The organism is Gluconacetobacter takamatsuzukensis (assembly GCF_014174275.1).
In the GTDB taxonomy this organism is placed as follows: domain Bacteria; phylum Pseudomonadota; class Alphaproteobacteria; order Acetobacterales; family Acetobacteraceae; genus Gluconacetobacter; species Gluconacetobacter takamatsuzukensis.
Window position 1 is genome coordinate 1 of record NZ_JABEQK010000012.1, and the last position, 24,052, is coordinate 24,052.

The window sequence follows — 24,052 nt, forward strand, 5'->3', positions numbered from 1 at the left end:
CGCGGATCGGGTGGCGTTTTTCTACATGGGCGAACTGGTCGAGGTGGACAGTGCGGACCGCATGTTCACCGCCCCGCGCGAGCGGCGGACCCAGGATTACATTACCGGCCGGTTCGGCTGAGGCCGGCGGGCACGGGGGAGAGGCAGCCATGGTCAAGGAACAGGCGCACACCGTCAGCCGCTACGAGCAGCAGCTTGCGGAATTGCGCGACATGATGGTCGCGATGGGGCGGCTGGTGACGCGCCAGACCGAGCAGGCGGTCGCCGCCGTCGTCGAGGGCGATACCGAGGCCGGCCGCGCGGCGCAGGCGCTCGACCCGCAGGTGGACCAGCTGGAGCGCGATATCGAGACGCTGGCGATCCGCCTGCTGGCGCTGCGCGCGCCGATGGCGGGCGATTTGCGCGAGATCGTGGCGGCGATGAAGATTTCGGGCGACCTGGAGCGAATCGGCGACTGCGCGGCCAGCGTCGCCAAGCGCGCGCTCAAGGTCGATGCCGTGCCGACCGATGTGCCGGCCGGGGCGCTGCGCAGCATGGGGCGGCTGGTGCAGGAGAATCTGCGCCGGGCGATCGATGCGCTCGACCAGCGCGACAGCGCGCGCGCGGTCGAGGTCTGGCAGTCTGACGCGGCGGTGGACGAGCTGTATACCGCCATGTTCCGCGAGCTGGTGACGTACATGATGGAGGACCCGCGGACCATCCGGTCCTGCACCCATTTGCTGTTCATCGCCAAGAACCTGGAGCGGATCGGCGACCACGCGACCAATATCGCCGAGCGCGTCTATTACGCCGCGACGGGCGAGATGCTGCCCACGGAGCGGCCGCGCGGGGGTGCATCGGTCCGCTGACGCGCCCAGCGGGTGGCGCCTTTGAGGCATGTCGGCAGGGGGAGGCCGCCATGCTTACATTTCGTAGCATAATGCCCTGATTTCGAACCGGGTCTCCATGGTTAGATTTCATGGTTTGGACCCGGGGCGAACCCGGGCCGGTTACGGAAACAGAGGCTCACACATGTTCAAGAAGACGATCCTGGCGGTGACGGTCATGGCGGGCCTGTCGGCGACCGTGGCCCAGGCGCACGATATGCCCCCGCCCCCGCCGGGGCCTGGCATGCATGGCGGCTGGGGCGCGCGCGGCGGCATGGAAGTGCTGGCCGGGCTGAAGCTGACGCCCGCGCAGCACAAGCAGATCCACGCGATCCTGCAGGCCGCGCGCAAGGACAAGCGCGGGGACTGGAAGCAGGAAGGCGCCCTGCACGAGCAGATCAGGGACCTGCTGCTGACGCCGGGCCCGGTCGATCGGGCGAAGCTGGCCTCGCTGACCCAGCAGATCGAAGCCCTGCACCAGGCCGCCGTCGACAGCCGGCTGGACGTGGCGGTCAAGATCCATGACATCCTGACGCCGGAGCAGTTGGCCGATGCGAAGGCGCGCGAGGACAAGATCCGTTCGCTGCGCGACCAGCTGGACGAGCTGACGGCGCCGCCCCCGCCGCCCCAGGGTGCCAAGGGCGCGCCCAAGGACGACGACGCGCAATAAGCAGCCTGCCTGCGGATGCGTGCCGGGGGTGACCCGGCGTGCATCCGCCCCGCAGGGCGGGTGCGACTCCGCGGGGGAGCGGAATCGTTGACAGCGGGAGGGGAGGGGCGTAAAGCCTGCCCCGGAAATCAGGACCGCCGCCTCGCGAGTGTTCGCGCAGTGGCGCGATATCTTTTGGGGTGAACGTCCTTTGTTCGAGGCGCTGTCAGGTAAGCTTTCCGGTGTGTTCGACGGCCTCGCCAAGCGCGGCGCGCTGTCCGAGGCCGATGTGGCCGAGGCGATGCGTGAAGTGCGCTTGGCGATGCTGGACGCCGACGTGGCCCTGCCGGTCGTCAAGGATTTCGTCACCAAGGTGCGCGAGCGCGCCGTGGGGCACGAGGTGCTGGACAGCATCTCGCCCGGCCAGGCCGTCGCCAAGATCGTCAACGACGCGCTGATCGACGCCCTGGGCGGTGCCGGCGCGGTGCCGCTGAACCTGAACGCGGTTCCGCCGGTGCCGATCCTGATGGTCGGCCTGCAGGGTTCGGGCAAGACCACGACCTCGGGCAAGATCGCCCTGCGGCTGGCGACCCGCGAGCGCAAGAAGGTGCTGCTGGCCAGCCTGGATACCCAGCGCCCGGCCGCCCAGTTGCAGTTGCAGCAGCTTGCCGAGCGCGCCGGCGTGCCCTCGCTGCCCATCGTGCCCGGCCAGACGCCGGTCGAGATCGCGCGGCGGGCCATGGATACCGGGCGGCGCGAAGGGTTCGACGTCGTCATCCTCGACACCGCCGGCCGCCTGTCGATCGACGAGGCCTTGATGAACGAGGTGCGGGAGATCCGCGCCGAGACGTCGCCGGCCGAAACCCTGCTGGTCGTCGATGCGATGACCGGCCAGGATGCCGTCAACACCGCCCGCGCGTTCAACGAGGCCGTGGGCGTGACCGGCGTGGTCATGACCCGCATGGACGGCGATGCCCGTGGCGGCGCCGCGCTGTCGATGCGCGCCGTGACCGGCGCGCCGATCAAGCTGACCGGTTCGGGCGAGAAGCTGGACGCGCTGGAGGAGTTCCATCCCGAGCGCGTGGCCGGCCGTATCCTGGGCCTGGGCGACATCGCCGGCCTGGTCGAGAAGGCCGCCGACACCCTGGATCACGAAGAGAGCGAGAAGATCGCCCTCAAGATGATGCAGGGCAAGTTCGACCTGGACGACTATGCCGCGCAGATCCGCCAGATCGCCAAGATGGGCTCGCTGTCGGGGATCCTCGACATGCTGCCCGGCATGGGCAAGGTCAAGCAGGCGCTGGGCGACAAGGACCTGGATACCTCGGTCCTGAAGCGCCACCAGGCCATCATTTCGTCCATGACCCGGGCGGAGCGCAAGACGCCCGCCATCATCAAGGCGTCGCGCAAGAAGCGCATCGCCGCCGGGTCGGGCAGCACTGTTCAGGACGTCAACCGGCTGCTGAAGCAGTTCGATGACATGTCCACGATGATGAAGCGGATCAACAAGCTGGGCATGAAAGGTCTCATGCGCCAGGGAATGTCCGCTCTCATGCCCAAGGGGCCGAAACCGCCCGGCGGCCGTCCGTTCGGCTGACGCGATCGACCCGATCGTTTCGACCCTCTCTGCATTCCGCACGTTTTCATTTCGGAGAATTGCCTCAATGAGCCTGAAGATCCGCCTCGCCCGCGCCGGCGCGAAGAAGCGCCCCTACTACCACATCGTGGTGGCCGACAGCCGTTCGCCCCGCGACGGCCGCTTCATCGAGAAGGTGGGCGCCTACAACCCGATGCTGCCGTCCGAGCACGCCGAGCGCGTGCGCCTGGTCAACGAGCGCATCACCCACTGGCTGTCGCAGGGCGCCCTGCCGACCGACCGCGTCGCCCGCTTCCTGGGCAATGCCGGCCTGATCGCGAAGCCGGTCTATACCGAGCAGCCGAAGAAGTCCGCGCCGAAGAAGCGTGCGCAGGAGCGGGCCGCCGCTGCTGCCGCTGCTGCCGCCGCGGTGGCCTGAACCAGCGCGGATTGAGGACACAGGCGGGCTGAACCGGTGGATCGCGATCGTATCCTGATGGGTGTGGTGGGGCGGCCGCATGGCGTGCGGGGGCTGGTGCGCGTGCACAGCTACGCCGCCGTGCCGGAAGACCTGACGGCCTACGGAACGCTGACCGACGACCGGGGACAGGCCTGGACCCTGCGCTGGCGCGGTGACGGCATTGCCGAACTGCGCGACGCGGCGGGCCAGGCCGTGGCCTCGCGCGAGGCTGCCCAGGCGCTGGTCAACCGCCGCCTGTACATCCCGCGTGCCAGCCTGCCCGAGCCCGATCAGGACGAATTCTACTTCGCCGACCTGATCGGCCTGCCGGTGCACGAGCAGGGCGGCGGGGTGCTGGGGCGTGTCCTGGTCGTCCACGATTACGGCGCCGGGGTCAGCCTGGAGATCGGTGGGGAGGGGCGTGCGCCCCTGATCCTGGCCTTTACCCAGGCCTGTTTCCCGGTGATCGACATCGCCGCCGGCCGGATCGAAGCGGTCCTGCCGGACGAGGTCGAGGTGCAGGGCGACCTGTCGGCGGAAGGGGAGCATGCCTCCTCTGCCGTCGGGGGGGCGTCATGACCTGGCAGGCGACCGTGCTGACCCTGTTTCCGGGCATGTTCCCCGGTCCGCTCGGCCAGTCTCTGGCCGGACGGGCGCTGGAGGACGGGCTGTGGTCGCTCGAACCCCGCGACCTGCGCGCGTACGGTCTGGGGCGGCACCGGGTGGTGGACGACACGCCTTTCGGCGGCGGGGCCGGCATGGTCATGCGGCCGGATGTCGTGGCCGCGGCACTGCGCGACGTGTCGGCCGCCGGGCGCCCGGTGATCTACCCGACGCCCCGTGGACGCCTGCTGCGCCAGGACGACGTCCGTCGCCTGTCCGGCGGCCCTGGCGTGGTGGTGCTGTGCGGGCGCTACGAGGGGGTGGACGAGCGGGTGCTGGAGGAATGCGCCGTCGAGCAGGTCTCGATCGGCGATTACGTCCTCTCGGGCGGGGAGATGGCGGCGCTGGTGCTGCTGGATTCCTGCGTCCGGCTGATCCCCGGCGTCATGGGCTCGGACGCCAGCGGCACGGAGGAAAGCTTCTCCGACGGGCTGCTGGAATATCCGCATTACACCAAGCCGGCGAGCTGGGCGGGGCGCGATGTCCCCGACATCCTGCTGTCCGGTCATCACGCCGCCATCGCACGCTGGCGGCAGACTGAATCCGAGACGGCGACCCAGATCCGCCGGCCCGATCTCTGGGCCGCGTATCGGCGCCGCACCGGCCAAGACACGTCCGATCCGGTCAGCCATGCGGCTGATCCCGACCGGCTGCACTGACTAGACTGTTTTGAAACGAGGAACCCGATCATGAACATTATCCAGCAGTACGAGGCCGGTGAGATTGCCCGCCTCTCCGCCGAGCGTGCGGTCCCCGAATTCGGCCCCGGCGACACGGTTCGCGTGTCGGTCCGCGTTGTCGAAGGCGAGCGCAAGCGCGTCCAGGCCTATGAAGGCGTGGTGATCGCCCGTTCGAACAAGGGGCTGAACAGCAACTTCACCGTTCGCAAGATCTCGAACGGCGAGGGCGTCGAGCGCGTGTTCCCGCTCTATGCCCCCACGATCGCCGAGATCAAGGTCGTGCGTCGCGGCGCCGTCCGTCGCGCGAAGCTGTATTACCTGCGCGGCCGTCGCGGCAAGTCGGCGCGTATCGCCGAGCGCGCCCGCGAGACGGTGACGGCCCAGGCCTGATCGCCGTCCGATACGCGATGCGTCGCGCCGCCCACCGCCCTGGCCGGCGGGGCGGCGCATCGTCCTGATTTACGGGTTCGTTCCCTCGCCGCCTGCGCGACCCGCGCGGGCGGCGGGGCCGTTCCCCGCCATGCCGTTCCGAAGGGGGAAAGACCGATGGCCGCACGCACGCTGTTCGACAAGATCTGGGACAGTCACGTCGTGGAACGGCTCGAGGACGGCACGGCCATTCTCTATATAGACCGTCACCTCGTGCATGAGGTCACGAGCCCCCAGGCGTTCGAGGGGCTGCGCATCAGCGGCCGCCGCCTGCGCCGGCCCGATGCGACCATCGCGGTGGTGGACCATAACGTGCCGACCTCGGACCGTACCCTGCCGATCGAGGAGCCGGAAAGCCGCAACCAGATCGAGACGCTGGAGCGCAATGTCCGGGAATTCGGCGTGCCCTATTTCCCGCTGCTGTCGGAGCGGCAGGGCATCGTGCATGTGGTGGGGCCGGAGCAGGGGATTTCGCTGCCCGGCATGACCATCGTCTGCGGCGACAGCCATACCTCCACCCACGGCGCGCTGGGCGCGCTGGCATTCGGCATCGGCACGTCCGAGGTCGAGCATGTGATGGCGACCCAGACCCTGCTGCAGAAGCCCGCCCGCAACATGAAGGTGGTGGTCGAGGGCACGCTGGGCGCGGGAGTGACCGCCAAGGACGTGATGCTGGCGATCATCGGCACCATCGGCACCGCCGGCGGCACCGGCTACGTCATCGAATTCGCAGGGTCGACCATTCGCGGCCTGGACATGGCCGGGCGGATGACGATCTGCAACATGTCGATCGAGGCGGGTGCGCGCGCCGGCCTGGTGGCGCCGGACGAGACGACGTTCGAATATGTGCGCGGCCGGCCCTTCGCCCCGCAGGGCGAGGCGTTCGAGCAGGCGGTGGCCTACTGGAAGACGCTGGTGGCCGACGAGGGCGCGCAGTACGACAAGGTCGTGGAACTGCGGGCCGAGGATATTCCGCCGGTCCTGACCTGGGGCACCAGCCCCGAGACGGTGATCCCGGTATCCGGCACCGTGCCCGACCCGGCGGCCGAGGGCGACGAGGCCAAGCGCGCGCAGATGCAGCGCATGCTCGATTATATGGGGCTGGAAGCCGGGCAGAAGATTGCCGGCGTGCCGGTCGATGTCGTGTTCATCGGCTCCTGCACCAACAGCCGGATCGAGGATCTGCGCGCGGCGGCGGCCATCGTGGCGGGGCGGCATGTGGCGCCGGGCGTGCGCGCCATGGTGGTGCCCGGCTCGGGCATCGTGAAGGCGCAGGCCGAGCGCGAGGGGCTGGACCAGGTCTTTCTGGGTGCCGGTTTCGAATGGCGCGAGGCCGGGTGCTCGATGTGCCTGGGCATGAACCCCGACCGGCTGACGCCGGGGCAGCGCTGTGCCTCGACCTCCAACCGCAATTTCGAAGGGCGGCAGGGGCCGGGCGGGCGCACGCACCTGCTCTCGCCCGCGATGGCGGCGGCGGCGGCGGTGACGGGACATCTGACGGACGTGCGGGAGCTGATCTGAGCCATGGAGAAATTTACCGTCCTGACCGCCATCGCGGCCCCGCTGCCCGAGGCGAATGTCGACACCGACAAGATCATCCCGGCGCGGTTCCTCAAGACCACCAAGCGGTCCGGCCTGGGCGTGCATGCCTTCGACGGCATGCGCTACAATCCCGACGGGTCGGAAAAGCCGGATTTCGTGCTGAACCGGGAGCCCTATCGCAAGGCGGGCATCCTGATCACCCATGACAATCTGGGCTGTGGCTCGTCGCGCGAGCACGCGCCCTGGGCGCTGCTGGATTTCGGTATCCGCTGCGTGATCGCGCCGTCCTTCGCCGATATCTTCTTCAACAACTGTTTCAAGAACGGCATCCTGCCGATCCGCCTGCCGCGCGAGATCTGCGATGCGCTGATGGACGATGCGCGGCTGGGCGCCAACGGCCGGCTGACGATCGACCTGGAGCGCCAGGTGGTCGTGCGCCCCGACGGCGAGGAGATCGGGTTCGAGATCGATCCGCTGCGCAAGCATCTTCTGCTGGAGGGGCTGGACGATATCGGCCAGACCATGCAGCACGAGGGCGCGATCAGCACGTTCGAGGCCGCGCGCGGCCAGGCCCAGCCCTGGCAGACCCGGATCGTGATCGACTGACGTTCACGCGCCGCCTCTTTGTCACCACAGGAAAACGAGAAATGACCGTTACCAAGAAGCTCCTTGTCCTGCCCGGCGACGGGATCGGCCCCGAGGTGATGAACGAGGTCGCGCGCGTCGTGGCGTGGATGGGCCGGGCGCGCGGCATTGCCTTCGATATTTCCGAGGACCTGGTCGGCGGTGCGTCGCTGGCGGTGCATGGCGTGCCGATCCGTGACGAGGTGATCGTGGCGGCGCGCGCGGCGGATGCGGTGCTGTTCGGTTCGGTCGGCGATCCGAAATGGGCGTCGGTCGGTTTCGACCTGCGGCCCGAGGTCGCGATCCTGAAGCTGCGGCAGGAGCTGGGGCTGTTCGCCAACCTGCGCCCCGCCAAGGTATTCGACGCGCTGGCCGAGGCCAGCACGCTGAAGCCCGAAGTGGTGGCCGGGCTGGACATCATGATCGTGCGCGAATCGGTGGGCGGCATCTATTTCGGCACCCCGCGCGGCATCGAGACGCTGCCGGACGGCACGAAGCGCGGCATCAATACCGAAATCTACACCACGCCCGAGATCGAGCGCGTGGCGCGGGTGGCCTTCGACCTGGCGCGTCAGCGCGGCAACCGCGTCTGCTCGGTCGAGAAATGCAACGTGATGGAAAGCGGCCTTCTGTGGAAGCAGGTCGTGACCGAGCTGCATGCCCGCGAATATGCCGATGTGGAACTGACCCACATGCTGGCCGACAATTGCGCGATGCAGCTGGTGCGCAATCCGCGCCAGTTCGACGTGATCGTGACCGGCAACCTGTTCGGCGACCTACTGTCCGACCTGGCATCGATGCTGACCGGCAGCCTGGGCATGCTGCCCTCGGCCACGCTGGGGGCGGTGGATGCCGAGGGGCGGCGCCCGGCGCTGTACGAGCCGATCCATGGCAGCGCGCCCGACATCGCCGGCAAGGGAATCGCCAATCCGCTGGCGCAGATCCTCTCGTTCGCGATGCTGCTGCGCTATTCCTTCGGCATGGAGGAAGAGGCCGCGCTGATCGAGCAGGCGGTGGCCAACGTGCTGGCCAGCGGGCTGCGCACCGCCGACATCATGAGCCCGGGCATGGCCCAGGTCGGCACGTCGGTGATGGGCGAGGCCGTGGTGCGCGAACTCGACAAGCTGAACGGCTAAGTCGTTCCGGCGACCGCTCCGGTTCCCGGGGGGCGGCGCCGGGCTTCCCATGACCCGAAGCATCTGGAATGCTTCGGGTCATGCGCTCGTTTCGAATCGTTATCGCTGGAGTCGCGATGCTGGCCGCCGGGCCGGCTGTCGCCTCGTCATCCTCAGTGCCGCCGCCCGATGCCCTGTCCCAGGTGCACGGCAAGGCCGCCCTGTCATGGGTGGACCGGCAGAACCGGCGAACCTTCGCGGCGCTGGAGGCCGATCCCCGCTATCGCGGCTTCCATGAGTCCGTGCTGCGCATCCGGCAGGATTCGCACCGCATTCCGGTGCCGGAATTCCTCGGCGGGGCGATCTTCAACCTGTGGCAGGACGCGGCCCATCCGCGCGGGATCTGGCGCGAGGCCGCGCCGGAGGCGTTTTTGGCCGGACAGCCGGCATGGACCACGCGGCTGGATGTCGACGATCTGGCCCGGCGCGAGCATCGCGACTGGGTATTCCAGGGCGCGGACTGCCTGGCGCCCGACGATTCGCCCTGCCTGATCCAGCTTTCGGAAGGGGGCGAGGACGCGACGACCCTGCGGGAATTCGCGCCTCTGTCCGGCGGGTTCGTGCCCGACGGGTTCCTGCTGCCCCGTTCCAAGCAGGATGTGGCGTGGGAGGACCGGGACACGCTGCTGGTGGCGCGCGACTGGGGCGAGGGGCCGGCCGGGGTCGCGGGCGGGGCGATGACCCGTTCGGGCTATCCGTTCGTGGTGCGCCGCCTGCGCCGGGGGCAGGCGCTGGACCAGGCCGTGGAAATCATGCGCGGTCAGCGTGACGACGTGTCGGTGGCCCCCGTGGCGCTGGCCGACGGCGCGGGGCACCGGCTGGTGCTGATCCGCCGCGCCGTGACCTTCTTCGAGGATCGCTACAGCCTGGTGACGGGCGGGGGCACGCGGGTGCTGGACCTGCCGGCGCGCATGGACCTGCACGGCCTGCTGGCCGGGCGGCTGATCCTGTCGGCCAACCAGGACTGGTCGTCGGGCGGCGTGCAGGTCGCGGCCGGCAGCGTCGTCGCCGTCGATCCGGACGGGCGGCAGAAGGTGCGGGTCCTGTTCACCCCCGGCGCGCGTCAGGCGGTCGACGAGGTCGCGGTGACGGGGACGGGCGTGGTGATGACGGTGCTCGACTCGGTGCGCGGGCAGGGCTGGGTCTTCCGGCCCGATGCGGCCGGGGACTGGCACGGCGCGCGGCTGGCGCTGCCCGACATGATGTCGGTCCATGTCGTGGACGCCGACCGCCGCTCGGGGCGGGCGTTCCTCTCGGTCTCGGGCTTTCTGACGCCCCAGCAGCTCTGGCTGGCCGACAGCAGCAACGGCAGCGCGCGCAAGATCATGGAACTGCCGCCCCAGTTCGATGCGGCGGGGCTGGTGGTCGGGCAGGAATGGGCGACCTCGACCGACGGGACGCGGATTCCCTATTTCATCGTCCATCGGGCGGATATGCGGCCCGATGGCAGCAACCCGACCCTGCTGACGGCCTATGGCGGGTTCCAGCTTTCCTCCCTGCCGGATTACGACCCGGTGGCGGGCCGGCTGTGGCTGGATCGGGGCGGGGTCTATGTAGTGGCCAATATCCGGGGCGGCGGCGAGTTCGGGCCGGCATGGCACGAGGCCGGGCGGATGGCCGGCCGCCAGCATGTCTTCGACGATTTCGCCGCCGTGGCGCGGGACCTGATCGCCCGGAAGATTACCGTGCCGCCCCATCTGGGGATTCGCGGGCGCTCGAATGGCGGGCTGCTGATGGGGGTGGAATTGACCCAGCACCCCGATCTGTGGGGGGCGGTGATCGTCGGCGTGCCGCTGCTGGACATGGAGCATTTCGAGACCATGGCCGCCGGGGCATCCTGGGCCGGGGAGTATGGCAGCATGGGGGTGCCGGCGCAGCGGGCGTTCCTGGAGCGGATCTCGCCGCTGCGGGCGCTGCGGCCCGGTGTGTATTACCCCGAGCCGTTCATCTTCACCTCGACCCTCGACGACCGGGTGGGGCCGGTGCATGCGCGGCTGTTCGCGGCGCGGTTGCAGGCGCTGGGCGTGCCGTACCTGTATTACGAGGATACCGAGGGCGGCCATTCCGGCACGGTGAATGCGAACGAGGTCGCGCGCGAGCGCGCGTTGGAGGCGGTGTATCTGAGCCGCCTGATGAACCCGGGCCGCTGAGGATGCGGCACCGGGCATCCGGGCATGAAAAAAGCCGGCCCCCCGAAGGAGGCCGGCTTTTTCATGGAATCGATGCCAGGTGGCGGATCAGAACCCTTCGCGCTCCAGGCGCTTGCGCTCCATCTTGCGGGCGCGGCGCACGGCCTCGGCAGCCTCGCGCGCCTTGCGCTCGGAGGGCTTTTCGTAGTGACGACGCAGCTTCATCTCGCGGAAGATGCCTTCACGCTGCATCTTCTTCTTGAGTGCCTTGAGAGCCTGGTCGACATTATTGTCGCGAACGAGAACCTGCACTTGGTCGCTAACTCCTGTTTGTGGCTGCCTTGGGGTTAACCACGAAAACCGTAGGATGGGGTAACGCCCAAGGCCCGGCCCTGAATGCGATTCCCGAATGGCGCGGAGCTATAACATGGGCCTTGCGCGAAATACAAATCATTCCGCCCGTTTCCTGCCGGCTTTGGGCGGACTATTTTACAGGCCCGCCGCGCGCCAGGCGCGTGGGTGGACGATTTGGGGGCCGCGCGGCCCGGCAGGACGAAGGACAGACCGTGACCTTGCTCAAGATTGCCCGGATGGGCCATCCCGTGCTGCTGCGCCGCGCGGATGACGTACCCGATCCCGCTGCGCCCGAGATCGGCCGGCTGATCGACGACATGATCGAGACGATGGAGGACGCGCGCGGCGCCGGGCTGGCGGCGCCGCAGGTCCATGTCCCGCTGCGGCTGTTCGTCTATCGCGTGCCCGCCGAACGTAGCGCGGGCGAGGACGATCCGCCGCGCGAGGCCAGCGTGCTGATCAACCCGATCGTGCGGCCGGTGGGCGACGAGATGGCGCTGCGGCCGGAAGGCTGCCTGTCGATCCCCGGCCTGCGGGGCATGGTGCCGCGCCATGTGCGGGTTGCCTATTCGGGGCTGGACCGCGCCGGGCAGCCGGTGCAGGGCGTGGCGGCGGGTTTCCTGGCGAACGTGTTGCAACATGAATACGATCACCTGGACGGCATTCTCTACCCGATGCGGATGAAGGATCTGGGCCAGATGGGATTCGACGAGGAAATCGGGCGTTACGGGGTGCGGGCATGAACGGAATCGGGGCTTTCGCGGGGCTGGCGGGCCGGCTGGCGGGGTGTGCGCTGGCGTGCGGACAGGTGGGGCGGCCGGAACGCAGCCTGGCGCGCGACGAAGCGGTGTGCCGGCTGGGCGCCGTGGCGGGGGAGCGCGGATGGGGGCCGGATGTCCTGCGCGCGGTCGCCGGCCCGGACGCCGACCTGCTGTTTCCCGGCGGGTCCGCCGAACTGGTCGAGGCCTGGTTCGACCTGGCCGACCGGATCATGATCGACGCCGCGCGCGGGCTGGACGAGCCGCGGCTGGGGCGGCGTGTGCGCGCGGTGATCCTGCTGCGGCTGGGGGCCGTCACGCCCGATCGCGACGCGGTGCGCCGGGCGCTGGCCGTGCTGCTCGCGCCCGGGCATGCGGCCCTGCTGGCCCGGGTCATGGCGCGGACGGTGGATGCGATCTGGGAAGCGGCGGGGGACCATGCGACCGGGATCACCCGGCAGACCAAGCGGATGAGCCTGGGGGCGATCTACGCCCAGGTGCTGCTGTTCTGGCTGGCGCGGGGGGACGACAGCGAGGCGGTGGCGGAATTCCTGGACCGGCGACTCGCCGGGGTCGTGCGGCTGGGCCGGGCGAAGCAGGCGCTGCTGGCGCGGCTGCGGCCCGGACGGGCCCAGGCCGCGTGAGCGACCAGAAGGCGCCGGGCCGGCGGCATGGCGCCGGGGCCGGCCTGCTGTTCCTGCGCGAGGAGGAGATGCGCCAGGCGCAGGAGCTGATGATGCTGGCCTGGCGGGATTTCGGCGGGGTGGTCGATCCGGTGCTGGAGGCGTTGGGCCTGGGGCGCGCCCATCACCGGATATTGCAACTGGTGGGCCATCACCCCGGCATCGCCGTCGGCGCGCTGATCGAGTTGCTGGGCATCACCAAGCAGAGTCTGGGGCGCGCGCTGACCGATCTGCAGGACCGGGGCTATGTGGTGCAGGAAGTGGGGCGGCGCGACCGCCGGCTGCGCCTGCTGTCGCTGACCGAGAGCGGGGCGGCGGTGGAGCGGCAGCTCTTCGACCTGCAACGGGAGAAGCTGATGGGCGTGTATCGCGATGTCGGTGCGGCCGCGATCGACGGGTTTCGCCGGGTCGTGCAGGGGCTGATGGACGACCGGACGCGCCGTGTGCTCGATGACGTGGCCACGGCGGCGGAACGGGCGCATCGTGGCTGCGCATGAGAGGCTGTTTCAAAAGCGTCGTCAGGCCGGGGGCGGCGGCGCTTTCGAAACAGTCTGTGGGTCGGGACGGATGATGATGGTACTCGAGGGGCAGAACGGTGTGCGCGACGGATCGGTGGCGGGCGCGCACATTCTGGTGGTGGATGACGATCCGCGCCTGCGGCGGCTGCTGCAACGCTATCTGACCGAGCATGGATTCCGCATCAGCGCGGCGTCGTCGGCCGCCGAGGCGCGGCAGGTTCTGGGCTTCATGCAGCCCGACGCCATGGTGCTGGACGTGACCATGCCGGGCGAGAACGGGCTGGCGCTGACCCGTGCCCTGCGGCAGGAGGGGCAGGACCTGCCGATCGTGCTGCTGACGGCGCGCGGCGAGCCCGAGGACCGGATCACGGGCCTGGAGGCGGGCGCCGACGATTATCTGGGCAAGCCCTTCGAGCCCCGCGAGCTGCTGCTGCGGCTGAAGGCGCATCTGCGGCGTTTCGCCCCGCCCATGCCGTCGGACAATCTGCGGGTGGTGCGGCTGGGCGGGCTGGAATTCGACCCGGCGCGGGGCCTGCTGTCGGGTGCCGAGGGCAGTGTCCACCTGACGGGCGGCGAGGTCGCGCTGCTGAGCGCCCTGGCGCGCCGGCCCAACGAGATCCTGGCCCGCGACGAGATCGCCCGCCTGCTGGACATGGAGGAAATCGGTGAGCGCGCGGTGGATGTGCAGGTGACGCGCCTGCGCCGCCGGATCGAGCCCGACCCGCGTGAGCCGCGCTTTCTCCAGACCGTGCGGGGCAAGGGATATGTGCTGAAGCCGGGCATGTGACGGCAGGCGGGAAGGAGGCCGTCCATGGCGGTGGGTAAGGGGCCGGGCGCGGCCAGGCGGCGCGGCATGGCGGGGTTCTATCGCCGGATGGACCGGCCGGTGCGCCGGGTCCTGCCGCGCTCGCTGCTGGGGCGGATGCTGCTGATCGTGCTGATTCCGCTGCTGGTCACGCAGGGCATTTCGCTGGAGCTGTTCTACGGCAATTACCTCAAGGTCGTGTCGCGCCGCATGTCGGGCAGCGTCTCGGCCGATATCGTCCTGACGCTCGACCTGCTGAAACGCTACGAGTCGCCCGAGGACCGGGCCTGGATCATGAACCAGGTGCGGGCGCGGACCCAGCTGGATATGGATTGGGAGCCGGGGCAGCATCTGTCGCGTACCGGTTCGACCCATGTCCTGGGCCCGATGGACGACGATCTGGCGGATGCGCTGAACAATTCGATCGGCCGCCCGTACCATGTCGACTGGATCGACGATCCGCAGACCGTGCATATCCATATCCAGATGCCGGACGGGGTGCTGGATGTCCGCACGCCGCGCAAGCGGCTGTCCGTCGCGCCGATCTGGCTGTTCGTGGCCTGGGCGGTGGGCAGCACCCTGCTGCTGTTCGTGATCGCCAGCCTGTTCATGCGCAACCAGATCCGCGCGATCCGCCGCCTGGCGCGGGCGGCGGAGCTGTTCGGCCTGGGGCGCGATATCGGGCCGATCTGCCCCGAGGGCGCGCAGGAGGTGCGCAAGGCCGCGGTCGCGTTCAACCGCATGCAGGAGCGGATCTTCCGCTTCGTGGCGCAGCGTACGGCCGTGCTGGCGGGCGTGTCGCACGACCTGCGCACGCCGCTGACCCGCCTGCGCCTGTCGCTGGCGATGATCCCGCCGCAGGGCACGATCGATGCCGCGCAATTCCATGCCGAGGTGACGGACATGGTCGCCGACGTGGCGGAAATGGAGGGCATGATCGAAAGCTACCTGTCCTTCGCGCGGGGCGAGGGGGCGGAGACGCCGGTGGCGGTCGATGTCGGCCAGATGCTGGACGAGGTCGCGTCGGCTTTCCGCCGGGCGGGAGGGAGCATCCTGTCCGTCTCGGTGCCGCAGCCGGTCGAGGCCGTGCTGCGGCCCGGTGCGATCCGCCGCGTGCTGGACAATCTGTTGCAGAACGCGCGCCGGCACGATGCGCGGGTGGCGCTGAGTGCCGGCCGGGACGAGCGGGGCGTGGTGATCTGCGTGGACGATGACGGGCCGGGCATCCCGCGCGACCGCATGGAGTCGGTCTTTCGCCCGTTCGAGAGCGGGCAGAATGGCGGGACGGGGCTGGGCCTGACCATCGCGCGCGATATCGTGCGCGCCCATGGCGGCGACATCGCGCTGCGGCAGAGCCGGCGCGGCGGCTTGCAGGTCCGGATCGTGCTGCCCGCATAGGGCGGGCGAACGGCCTCCTGAAGGCAGCCTTACGGCAGCGTGTTGCCTGCGCCGGCATGACCCGGGCCGCTGTTGGAGCTCATGGGCCCGCTGCTGCCGCCGAACGTGCTGTTCATGTTGCTCAGCGGGTTGTAGCGGCCGACATTGCCCAGGATCTGTTGCAGGACATTGATCTTGGTGCCCGGAGTCGGCGTGGCGCCGGGGGCCATGTCGGTGGGGCGGGCGTTGCTCTTGTCCAGGGTGCGCAGGCTGCGCAGCACGCCCTTGTCGTCGAAATTCAGCACCACCACGTCCTGCGAGCGGATATGCGGGAAGTCCAGCGGCGCCGGCACCGAGCGCATGGAGATGTAGATCCACGTATTGTCGTCGAACGTGGCGTGGGTGGTGGGCGAGCCCAGCAGGTCCATCGCCTCGGCGCGGGTGCTCACGCCGGGCTTGAGCTGCGCGTAATCGTCGGGTTCGATCAGCGACCCGCGCTGCCCCGGCCGGGGCGAGAAGACCGAGCAGCCCGACAGCAGCAGGCCGAGTCCCACGACCGCGCAGGGAAGAAGACGCCCGATCGGGCGGATGGTCGTGTCCGAAGATGACCGCATGGCCTGGGGGGCGTCCTGATCCGGGGAAAACTCTTCCGTCCGGTGCCCGATTGGGGTGGCGAAGTCAATTCTTCATCGCCATACAGGGAGCATTATCAGCATCAGGCGCGCGGATTTGCGGGGGCGCCGCCGGGCGGGAGCAGGACAGGATGAAGACGGAATTTTCCCGCAGGCTCGCGGTTGGACGAATCGGTGCGGCGGGTCGCGAGATGGATATCGAGGCCGATGCCGCCGAGCGCGCGGCCCTGGCGCGCCGGTTCGGCCTGCCGGCCATTCATGCGCTGTCCTGCCATTACCGCCTGACGCTGGGCCGGCGGGATGAGGTGCTGGCCGAGGGCGAGATGACGGCCGAGGTGGAGCAGGTCTGCGTGCTGACGGCCGAGCCGTTCGTGAGCCTGCTGAATGTCGGCATCCTCGCCCGCCTGGTGCCGGCCGAGCGCTTTCGCGAGGACGAGGAGATGGACCCCGAGGCGGTGGACGAGATCCCGTACGAGAACGACACGATCGACCTGGGCGAACTGACGGCCGAGGAACTGTCGCTGGCGCTGGACCCCTATCCGCGCCGCCCGGGGGCCATGCTGCCCGAGGAGATCGGGCATGTGGACGTGCCGCCGACGAATCCCGAGGCGGCGGAAGAGCCGGAAGAGGGCCGTCCGTCGCCGTTCGCCGGCTTGGCCGCGCTGCGCCGGGATGATACATAAGGCGCGCGCCGGGGGCGGGGCGGAGAGAGATGTCTTGCGAACGCGCATTCTTCCTGCTAGAGGCGCCCCCTCATTATCGATAACTGATCGGGTTCCAGCCGGGCCCGGTTAAGATCCCAGATCGGAGGGGCCCGGGCCCATGGCTGTACCCAAAAGAAAAACCTCGCCGTCCCGCCGCGGCATGCGCCGCAGCCACGAGGCGCTGAGCGTGCAGGCACATGCCGAATGCGCGAATTGCGGCGAACTGAAGCGCCCGCACCATGTCTGCAGCCATTGCGGCCACTATGACGGCCGCGAGGTCGTTGCGGCTGGCAAGACGCTGAAGACCGCCGTCCGGGCCTGACCCGCGGCGCATGGCCGCGCGGATGCGATGACATGGCCCGTCGGGTGGCGGGCCATGCTTTTCTGCGACACGATTCCGTGACGGCCTTGCGAATTTGGTGTTCACCCGGCAGAAGGCAGGCATGAGCGAGACAGGTTCCTCTTTTTCCGGGGCAGAGCCCTTCACGCTGGCGGTTGACGGCATGGGGGGGGACGGCGGTCCGGAAGTTGTGGTGGCCGGCCTGGCGATTGCTGCCGACAGGCACCCCGGCACCCGGGTCCTGCTGATCGGGGATGAGCGTCGGCTGACCGAGACACTGACCCGCCATCCCAAGGCCGCCGCGATCTGCACGGTGCGCCCGGCCGGCAGTGCCATCCCGATGGACATGAAGCCGACGGCCGCGCTGCGCGTGCGGGATTCGTCGATGCGGCTGGCGATGGATGCCGTGGCGCAGGGCGAGGCCCTGGGCGTGGTATCGGCCGGCAACAGCGGCGCCATGCTGGCGCTGGCCAAGATTGTCATCAAGACCCTTCCCGGCGTCTCGCGCCCCGCCATGGCGGCCATCAGCCCGACCCTGAAGGGCGATGTCGTGATGCTGGACCTGGGCGCGAATGTCGCCTGCGACGCGCGCAACCTCGTCGAATTCGCGGTGATGGGCGAAGCCTTCGCCAAGGCGGTGCTGGGCCTGCCCGCGCCGACCATCGGCCTGCTGAATGTCGGGTCCGAGGAAGTGAAGGGCGACGAGAAGCTGCGCCAGGCAGCCGAGATCCTGCGCAAGAGCTCGCTGGGCGCGCAGTTCCATGGATTTGTCGAAGGCCACGACATTACCGCCGGCACGACCGACGTGGTGGTGACGGACGGATTTACCGGCAATGTCGCGCTCAAGACCGGCGAGGGCGCGCTGAAGATGGCGTTCGTCCTGCTGCGCCAGGTTTTCCGCTCCGGCCTGCTGGCCAAGCTGGGCTACCTGCTGGTGCGGCCGGGGCTGGAGCGCATGCGCGAATGGCTGGACCCGCGGCGTTATAACGGCGCGGTATTCGTCGGCCTCAACGGTGTCGTGGTCAAATCGCATGGCGGGACCGATGCGGAAGGCTTTGCATCGGCGGTGGATGTTGCCATGGATATGGTATCGCACCGGTTCAATGAAAGCATAAGGGACCAGATCTCCCGACTGGAGACGCTGTCCGTCATGCGACCGGGCGTGGAAAAGGAACAGCCGGCGGTCGCAGCCGTAAGCTGACCCGCTCCGCTGGGGCGGTGCGTCTCCATCGGGGGGCGAAGGCCGGGCTTGGAATGATGGGAATGATGGCGAGACGTTCGCTGATGGTCGGGTTTGGCGGGTATCTGCCGGACCGGATCGTGACCAATGACGAGCTGGCGGCTCGCCTCGAGACTTCGGACGAGTGGATCCGGGCCCGTACCGGGATCGGCCAGCGGCATATTGCCGGTCCGGGGGACAATGCCGTCAGCATGGCGGCGGCGGCCGCGACCCGGGCGCTGGATTATGCCGGCATGGCGGCGGCCGACGTGGGCGCGATCGTGGTCGCGACCAGCACGCCGGACCAGGCCTTTCCCGCCACCGCCGTCCGCGTGCAGGCCGAACTGGGCATGCGCGGCGGCTTTGGCTTCGATATCGCGGCGGCGTGCTCGGGCTTCATCTATGCGCTGACCGTGGCCGACTCGCTGATCCGCAGCGGCCAGACGGAATCGGCGCTGGTGATCGGCAGCGAAGTCTATTCGCGCATTCTCGACTGGTCGGATCGCGGCACCTGCGTGCTGTTCGGCGACGGCGCGGGCGCCGTGCTGCTGAAGGCCGGCGATGCCGGGCAGCCGGCCGGCATCCTGTCCACGCACCTGCATTCGGACGGCACGACGGGCGACCTGCTCTATGTCGACGGGGCCGTGGGGCTGCGCGAGCAGTCGGGCTTCCTGCGCATGCAGGGGCGCGACGTGTTCCGCCACGCGGTGGGCAAGCTTTCGTCGTCGGTGGACGAGGTGTTGCAGGCCAACGGGCTGGGCTATGCCGACGTGTCGTGGCTGGTGCCGCACCAGGCCAACCTGCGGATCATCGAAGCGGTGGCCCGCAAGCTGGAACTGCCGCCCGAGCGCGTGGTGGTGACGGTCGACAAGCATGCCAACACCTCGGCGGCCTCGATTCCGCTGGCGATGAACGAGGCCGTGCGCGACGGCCGCATCCGCAAGGGCGACCTGGTGCTGATGGAAGCCCTGGGCGGTGGCCTGACCTGGGGCTCCGCCCTGGCCCGCATCTAGCCGGTTGGCCGGAAATGCGCGCTGGCGGCGATCCGGCGCGCGTTTCCTGCGCTCCGGTGCTCACGGCCCCATAGGGCCGCTCTCGCTCGCCAGCCCACATTTCCGACCAACCTCCGCCGTCCCCCAATCAGAGAGGGAGGGCTCTCCGGGGTGGCTTCCCGGGCGCCGAGCGTGAAAAAGTAGTATGGCTTAACGCATTGAATTGACGCGTCGTCGTCGGATGCCATAGCTTTGCGGCATGAGCACCGTGACCCGCGCCAGTCTGGCAGAGCATATCTATAGTCAGGTCGGACTCTCCCGAAACGAGTCTGCCGACCTTCTCGAACATGTGCTCGAGCGCGTCGCCAAAGAGCTTGAGGGCGGGAATACCGTCAAGATCAGCGGGTTCGGGACGTTTTCCGTCCGCCAGAAGGGCCGCCGGACCGGCCGCAACCCCAAGACGGGCGTCGAAGTGCCGATCCTGCCGCGTTCGGTCCTGGTCTTCCGCCCCAGCCAGCTTCTGCGGGCGCGCGTCAATGGCCGCCAGGTCGAGGGCATCGAGGACGAGGGTGAATGAACACGCTCAATGCGGGGCAGGGGGACTGGCCGGATTCCGGCATGCCCGAACCCGGTGAGGGCGCCGACCCCCATGTGCTCGACGACGCCGCCGGTGCCGGCCGCCTGAAGAAGGCGCCTCATGCGTTCCGCACCATCAGCGAGGTCGCGGACGAGCTGCACGTGCCGCAGCATGTGCTGCGCTTCTGGGAGACGCGGTTCAGCCAGGTCCGCCCGCTGAAGCGGGGCGGCGGCCGCCGCTACTACCGCCCCGACGATATCGAATTGCTGCGACGGATCTCCGACCTGCTGTATGTGCAGGGCTATACGATCAAGGGGGTGCAGCGCATGCTGCGCGAGGGCGGCGACGCCGGCGCACCCTATGCCGCGACCCCCGCCGAGGTGGCGGAGGACGCCGAGCCTTTCCTGCCCGATTCGCCCGTTGTGGCCGAGGAGCCCACGGTTGAGGTTTCGGCGGTCGATGCCGCGCCGGAGACGGCCGAGCAGGTCGAGCCGGTCGAGCCGGTCGAGCCGGTCGAGACCGGGATCGTGGTCGAAAGCGTTGTCGAATCGGTCGCGGTCGTGATGGTCGAGGCCGAATCGCCCGAGCCGGCTCCTGCGATTCCGGATGAGGAAACGGGTGCAGACGCCTCGGAGATCGCACGAATCCATCGCGAGAACCTGATCCTGAAGGACAGCCTGCGCGGGATTCTGGTCGAATTGCAGGCCCTGAGGCGGCTGATTCCGGTCTGAGCCGGATTTGGTGCCGGATTGGTGGCACTCATGGGTTGCAGAGCACGGCGCACGCTGCTACACGGCGTGTCGTCGCAGACGGTCGGGCAGTAGCGCAGCCTGGTAGCGCATCAGTCTGGGGGACTGGGGGTCGTGGGTTCGAATCCCGCCTGCCCGATATCCCGTCTGCGACCAAACTCCCTTTTCGAACAATCCGAAATCGATCGTCGCACAGGCGTGGGCGTGGCCCGGGCGGTTCAGCCCAGGCTCGGGTCCGGCAGGTCGTCGATATCCTCGCGCTCGATGCGCGTAGGGTCCTGCAGGCGGTCGCGGGTCCAGTTGCGCCAGATCAGGTGCAGGACCGACATGATGGCGGGGCCGATGAACAGGCCCAGCAGGCTCCAGCTTTCCACCCCGCCGAGAATGCTGATGAGCACCCACAGGAAGGGCATCTGGGTCGATCCGCCGATCAGCGCGGGGCGGACGAAATGGTCGGCGAAGAAGATGACGGCCATGCCCAGGCAGAAGATGACCAGGGCGGCGATTACCGTGCCCTTCACCAGCAGCGCCAGCGCGACCAGCGTGACCGCGATGACGGCGCAGAACGGGATCATGGCCGCCACGGCGGTAAAGACACCGAACAGGAACGGATGCTGCGCGCCGGCGATCAGGTAGGCGACGCCCATCAGCGCGCCCTCGCCCAAGCCCACCAGCACCAGGCCCGCCACCGTGCCGTGGATCGAGGCCACGATCTGCTCGGCAATGGTCTCGCCCCGCTTGCCGAAGGCCCGGCGCGACACCACCAGGCATTGCCGCGTGACCGTGTCACCGTCCTTGAGCAGGAAGAACAGGGTGAGGATGGTGAAGACGAACAGCAGGCCGCGATGGAAGACCTGCGTGCCGACCTGCTGCGTCATCCGCACGCTGCGCCCGACATTGAACGAGCGCAGCAGTTCCGAGACGTCGTCCGGGTCCTGGAGATGCTGCTGCCACCAGCTGGTGATGGCCGAGGCCCCGGCGGGCAGGCGGCGCAGCCAGCCCGGCACGGGCACGCCCGTATGGCGGGCGATGTCGGCCCAGCTCAGCACGCCCTGGGCCTCGCGCCCCGCTTCCAGCGCGAACAGGCCCATCGGGATCAGGAAGATCAGGGCGATCGCGGTGGTGAACAGCAGCGGCAGCAGGATGCCGCCCGGCCGGACCTTCCAGCGGTCGCGGACGGCGACATAGGGCGGCCAGGCCGCGATGGCGAAGATGACGCCCCAGATCAGCGACGGCAGGAACCCCCGGACCGTATAGAGTCCCAGCAGCACGAAGGAGGTCGCCAGCAGGCCGCGGGCGATCCGCTGCACCCTGTGACGTTCGCGCATCTGGCGGAACGGCGAGCGGTCCATGGGGGGAACGATCGCGGGGGTGGCGTGGTCCGTCATCATGATCCTTTGCTCGGGCGTCACGGCAGGTTCGTGCCATCCGCCGCCCAGATGGCGAAGGCCTGAATCAGGGCGGCCTCCTTCAACGCGTCGAAGCGGCCCGAGGCGCCGCCATGGCCGGCTTCCATATTGATGCGCAGCATGATGGGGCGGTCGGACAGCGTATGCTCGCGCAGGCGGGCGACCCATTTGGCCGGTTCCCAATAGGTCACGCGCGGGTCCGACAGGCCGCCGATGGCGAGGATGGTGGGGTAGGGACGCGGGGCGACCTGTTCGTAGGCCGCGTAGCCGGCGATCAGGTCGTAGGCGTCCGGGTCCTCCAGCGGGTTACCCCATTCGGGCCATTCGGGCGGCGTCAGGGGCAGGCTGGTGTCGGACATGGTGTTCAGCTCGTCCACGAACGGCACCACCGCGACGATGCCCGCGAACAGGTCGGGGCGCATGTTGGCGATCGCCCCCATGACCATGCCGCCGGCCGACCGCCCGTCGCCGACGATCCGCCCCGCGCGGGTAAAGCCGGTGGCGACCAGATGTTCGGCGCAGGCGATGAAGTCGGTGAAGCTGTTGGGCTTGTGGCGCCCGCGCCCGCCCAGGAACCAGTTCCAGCCTTTCTCCGACCCGCCGCGCACATGGGCGATGGCGTAGAACCAGCCCCGGTCCGCCAGGCTGAACACGCCGGTCGAGAATGTGGGCTCGATCGTATGGCCGTAGGCGCCGTAGCCGTACAGCAGCAGCGGGGCGGAGCCGTCCAGCGGGGTGTCGTGCCGGCCCAGCACGGTGATTGGAACCTCGGTGCCGTCGGCGGCGCGGGCGGTCAGGCGCCAGCAGCGATAGCGCGCGGGGTCGTGGCCCGACGGGACCTCCTGGCTTTTCACCAGGTGGCGGATCCGCGTGTGCATGTCGTAGGCGTACCATTGCCGGGGCGTGGTCGGCGACTGGTAGACATAGCGCAGCTCGGTCGTCTCGTATTCGTAGGAGCCCGAGAAGGACAGGACATAGGCGTCCTCGTCGGACGACAGCACATGGTCCGGCCCGTCGGCGGGGCGGATCACCAGGGCCGTGTTGGCGTCGCGGCGTTCGCGCCAGACCAGATGGCCGGCGAAGGCGACGCAGTCGGTGATGTAGCGGCCCGGCTCGTGCGGCACCAGGTCGCGCCAGTTTTCCGGCGACAGGGCGGTGTCGGGCGTTTCCATCAGCTTGAAATCGACCGCGCCGTCGGCATTGGTCAGGATCGCGAACCGGTCGCCCCAGTGGCTGAGCGTGTAGAGCACGCCGTTGCGGCGCGGCGCGACGCAGACGGGCTCGGCCTCGGGGCGGGCGCCGGGGACCAGCCAGGATTCCGACGTGTCCTGGTTGCTGGCGGAAATGACGATCCAGCGGCCGGAGCGGCTGGCCTCGACCCCGATGAAGAAGCCGGGATCGGCTTCCCGATAGACCAGCACGTCATCCGCCGTGCCGATGCGGCGGCGAAAGATCTGCGTCGGGCGCCCGTGGGCGTCGCGCCAGGTCCAGAACAGGTATTGCGCGTCGGGCGAGAAGGTGAAGTTGCCGCTGCAATTTTCGATCGCCGGGCCGATCGCGGCACCGCTGGCGATGTCGCGGACGATGACGCGATAGACTTCGGAGCCCTGGCTGTCTTCCGCATGGGCGAACAGGCGGTGGTCGGGGCTGTGCGTCGCGGTGGCGACGGCGAAATAATCGTGGCCCTGCGCCGCGCGCTCGACATCCAGCAGGATGGTTTCCTGATCCGGCCGGCCGGCGGGGTGGCGGGCGTGGATGGGGTGCTGGGCGCCCGTGTTGTAGCGCATGTAGTAGCGCCAGGGGCCGTGGGGCAGGGCGGGGTAGGTCTCGTCCTCGCGGATGCGGCCGCGCATCTCGGCGACGATGGTGGCCTGCAAGGCCTCGGTCGGGGCCAGGATGGCGGCGGTATAGGCGTTTTCGGCCCGCAGGTGGGCGGCGATATCCGCGCGCAGCACGGTCGGGTCGCGCAGGACGGCCTGCCAGTTCTCGTCCTTCATCCAGCCATATTCGTCGACGCGCGTGCGGCCGAGCTGGGTGATGGTCTGGGGTTCCTTGCGGGCGACCGGGGCGGTGGTCATCGTCTCTCTCCATCGCTGTCCGACCCGAAGCCGGGACCAGCGGCGACCATACAAGACCGCCTGT

At 69.1% G+C, this 24,052-nt stretch carries 26 protein-coding genes, 1 tRNA gene and 1 pseudogene; 24 read left to right on the forward strand and 4 right to left on the reverse strand.

Annotated features, from left to right (window positions below; genetic code table 11):
* From HLH27_RS17120 to HLH27_RS14120, 12 genes and pseudogenes are all read left to right on the forward strand, one after another.
* Window positions 1-121 (forward strand): annotated as a pseudogene (locus HLH27_RS17120) (phosphate ABC transporter ATP-binding protein); the annotation flags it as partial.
* Between the two features lie 28 nt (window positions 122-149).
* The gene (gene phoU / locus HLH27_RS14070; protein ID WP_182950678.1) at window positions 150-848 is read left to right on the forward strand and encodes a phosphate signaling complex protein PhoU; all 699 of its coding nucleotides are present in this window, start codon (window positions 150-152) and stop codon (window positions 846-848) included.
* A 163-nt stretch (window positions 849-1,011) separates the two neighbouring features.
* Entirely contained in the window at window positions 1,012-1,536 is a 525-nt protein-coding gene (locus HLH27_RS14075) for a Spy/CpxP family protein refolding chaperone (protein WP_182950679.1), read from the forward strand.
* A 190-nt stretch (window positions 1,537-1,726) separates the two neighbouring features.
* Window positions 1,727-3,112, forward strand: coding sequence for a signal recognition particle protein (gene ffh / locus HLH27_RS14080; protein ID WP_182950680.1), 1,386 nt, complete (start codon window positions 1,727-1,729; stop codon window positions 3,110-3,112).
* Window positions 3,113-3,179: 67 nt separating this feature from the next.
* Window positions 3,180-3,530: a 30S ribosomal protein S16 gene (gene rpsP, locus HLH27_RS14085; RefSeq protein WP_182950681.1), complete on the forward strand. Its 351-nt coding sequence runs from the start codon at window positions 3,180-3,182 to the stop codon at window positions 3,528-3,530.
* 36 nt (window positions 3,531-3,566) lie between these two features.
* The gene (gene rimM, locus HLH27_RS14090; protein WP_182950682.1) at window positions 3,567-4,130 is read left to right on the forward strand and encodes a ribosome maturation factor RimM; all 564 of its coding nucleotides are present in this window, start codon (window positions 3,567-3,569) and stop codon (window positions 4,128-4,130) included.
* A complete protein-coding gene (gene trmD / locus HLH27_RS14095) occupies window positions 4,127-4,873 on the forward strand; it encodes a tRNA (guanosine(37)-N1)-methyltransferase TrmD (protein ID WP_182950683.1) in 747 nt (248 codons plus the stop codon). Before rimM ends, trmD begins: the two co-directional genes overlap by 4 nt.
* 30 nt (window positions 4,874-4,903) lie before the next feature.
* A complete protein-coding gene (rplS, locus tag HLH27_RS14100; protein ID WP_182950684.1) occupies window positions 4,904-5,284 on the forward strand; it encodes a 50S ribosomal protein L19 in 381 nt (126 codons plus the stop codon).
* A 156-nt stretch (window positions 5,285-5,440) separates the two neighbouring features.
* Window positions 5,441-6,844, forward strand: coding sequence for a 3-isopropylmalate dehydratase large subunit (leuC, locus tag HLH27_RS14105; protein WP_182950685.1), 1,404 nt, complete (start codon window positions 5,441-5,443; stop codon window positions 6,842-6,844).
* Window positions 6,845-6,847: 3 nt separating this feature from the next.
* On the forward strand, window positions 6,848-7,471 hold the full coding sequence (gene leuD, locus HLH27_RS14110; protein WP_182950686.1) for a 3-isopropylmalate dehydratase small subunit: 624 nt from the start codon (window positions 6,848-6,850) through the stop codon (window positions 7,469-7,471).
* A gap of 41 nt (window positions 7,472-7,512) precedes the next feature.
* Entirely contained in the window at window positions 7,513-8,625 is a 1,113-nt protein-coding gene (gene leuB, locus HLH27_RS14115; RefSeq protein ID WP_182950687.1) for a 3-isopropylmalate dehydrogenase, read from the forward strand.
* An 80-nt stretch (window positions 8,626-8,705) separates the two neighbouring features.
* On the forward strand, window positions 8,706-10,814 hold the full coding sequence (locus tag HLH27_RS14120) for a prolyl oligopeptidase family serine peptidase (RefSeq protein ID WP_182950688.1): 2,109 nt from the start codon (window positions 8,706-8,708) through the stop codon (window positions 10,812-10,814).
* 87 nt (window positions 10,815-10,901) lie between these two features.
* Here HLH27_RS14120 and rpsU read toward each other — a convergent pair whose 3' ends face one another.
* Window positions 10,902-11,105, reverse strand: a complete 204-nt coding sequence (gene rpsU, locus HLH27_RS14125) for a 30S ribosomal protein S21 (protein WP_010506446.1) — start codon at window positions 11,103-11,105, stop codon at window positions 10,902-10,904.
* Between the two features lie 254 nt (window positions 11,106-11,359).
* On the opposite strand from rpsU, the gene def reads away from it, so the two are divergent.
* The 5 genes from def to HLH27_RS14150 all read left to right on the forward strand — a co-directional run bounded on the left by def (window position 11,360) and on the right by HLH27_RS14150 (window position 15,309).
* Window positions 11,360-11,890, forward strand: a complete 531-nt coding sequence (gene def, locus HLH27_RS14130; protein WP_182950689.1) for a peptide deformylase — start codon at window positions 11,360-11,362, stop codon at window positions 11,888-11,890.
* The gene (locus tag HLH27_RS14135; RefSeq protein ID WP_182950690.1) at window positions 11,887-12,549 is read left to right on the forward strand and encodes a ubiquinone biosynthesis protein COQ9; all 663 of its coding nucleotides are present in this window, start codon (window positions 11,887-11,889) and stop codon (window positions 12,547-12,549) included. Before def ends, HLH27_RS14135 begins: the two co-directional genes overlap by 4 nt.
* The gene (locus HLH27_RS14140; RefSeq protein ID WP_338029917.1) at window positions 12,546-13,085 is read left to right on the forward strand and encodes a MarR family winged helix-turn-helix transcriptional regulator; all 540 of its coding nucleotides are present in this window, start codon (window positions 12,546-12,548) and stop codon (window positions 13,083-13,085) included. The genes HLH27_RS14135 and HLH27_RS14140 overlap by 4 nt, the downstream gene beginning before the upstream one ends.
* A gap of 73 nt (window positions 13,086-13,158) precedes the next feature.
* The gene (locus tag HLH27_RS14145; protein ID WP_408870852.1) at window positions 13,159-13,893 is read left to right on the forward strand and encodes a response regulator; all 735 of its coding nucleotides are present in this window, start codon (window positions 13,159-13,161) and stop codon (window positions 13,891-13,893) included.
* Between the two features lie 24 nt (window positions 13,894-13,917).
* Window positions 13,918-15,309: an ATP-binding protein gene (locus tag HLH27_RS14150; protein WP_246375913.1), complete on the forward strand. Its 1,392-nt coding sequence runs from the start codon at window positions 13,918-13,920 to the stop codon at window positions 15,307-15,309.
* Between the two features lie 29 nt (window positions 15,310-15,338).
* Here the strand turns inward: HLH27_RS14150 and HLH27_RS14155 are convergent, their stop codons facing one another.
* Complete coding sequence (locus HLH27_RS14155; protein ID WP_182950691.1) at window positions 15,339-15,902, reverse strand: outer membrane protein assembly factor BamE; 564 nt, start codon at window positions 15,900-15,902, stop codon at window positions 15,339-15,341.
* 149 nt (window positions 15,903-16,051) lie between these two features.
* Here HLH27_RS14155 and HLH27_RS14160 point away from each other — a divergent pair, with 149 nt between their 5' ends.
* The 7 genes from HLH27_RS14160 to HLH27_RS14190 all read left to right on the forward strand — a co-directional run bounded on the left by HLH27_RS14160 (window position 16,052) and on the right by HLH27_RS14190 (window position 20,640).
* The gene (locus HLH27_RS14160; protein WP_182950692.1) at window positions 16,052-16,603 is read left to right on the forward strand and encodes a YceD family protein; all 552 of its coding nucleotides are present in this window, start codon (window positions 16,052-16,054) and stop codon (window positions 16,601-16,603) included.
* A 139-nt stretch (window positions 16,604-16,742) separates the two neighbouring features.
* Window positions 16,743-16,946, forward strand: coding sequence for a 50S ribosomal protein L32 (rpmF, locus tag HLH27_RS14165; RefSeq protein WP_012554867.1), 204 nt, complete (start codon window positions 16,743-16,745; stop codon window positions 16,944-16,946).
* Window positions 16,947-17,067: 121 nt separating this feature from the next.
* Entirely contained in the window at window positions 17,068-18,165 is a 1,098-nt protein-coding gene (gene plsX, locus HLH27_RS14170; protein ID WP_182950693.1) for a phosphate acyltransferase PlsX, read from the forward strand.
* Between the two features lie 62 nt (window positions 18,166-18,227).
* The gene (locus tag HLH27_RS14175; protein ID WP_182950694.1) at window positions 18,228-19,196 is read left to right on the forward strand and encodes a beta-ketoacyl-ACP synthase III; all 969 of its coding nucleotides are present in this window, start codon (window positions 18,228-18,230) and stop codon (window positions 19,194-19,196) included.
* A gap of 238 nt (window positions 19,197-19,434) precedes the next feature.
* Window positions 19,435-19,752 carry an integration host factor subunit alpha gene (locus tag HLH27_RS14180; protein WP_182950695.1) on the forward strand — a complete coding sequence of 106 codons (318 nt, stop codon included), beginning with the start codon at window positions 19,435-19,437 and terminating at the stop codon, window positions 19,750-19,752.
* Entirely contained in the window at window positions 19,749-20,483 is a 735-nt protein-coding gene (locus tag HLH27_RS14185; protein WP_246375914.1) for a MerR family transcriptional regulator, read from the forward strand. The genes HLH27_RS14180 and HLH27_RS14185 overlap by 4 nt, the downstream gene beginning before the upstream one ends.
* Window positions 20,484-20,566: 83 nt before the next feature.
* Window positions 20,567-20,640 (forward strand) — tRNA-Pro (locus HLH27_RS14190).
* 79 nt (window positions 20,641-20,719) lie between these two features.
* Here HLH27_RS14190 and HLH27_RS14195 read toward each other — a convergent pair.
* Window positions 20,720-21,892, reverse strand: a complete 1,173-nt coding sequence (locus HLH27_RS14195; RefSeq protein ID WP_408870853.1) for an AI-2E family transporter — start codon at window positions 21,890-21,892, stop codon at window positions 20,720-20,722.
* A 17-nt stretch (window positions 21,893-21,909) separates the two neighbouring features.
* Window positions 21,910-23,988: a S9 family peptidase gene (locus HLH27_RS14200; protein WP_182950696.1), complete on the reverse strand. Its 2,079-nt coding sequence runs from the start codon at window positions 23,986-23,988 to the stop codon at window positions 21,910-21,912.
* Window positions 23,989-24,052 lie beyond the last annotated feature (64 nt).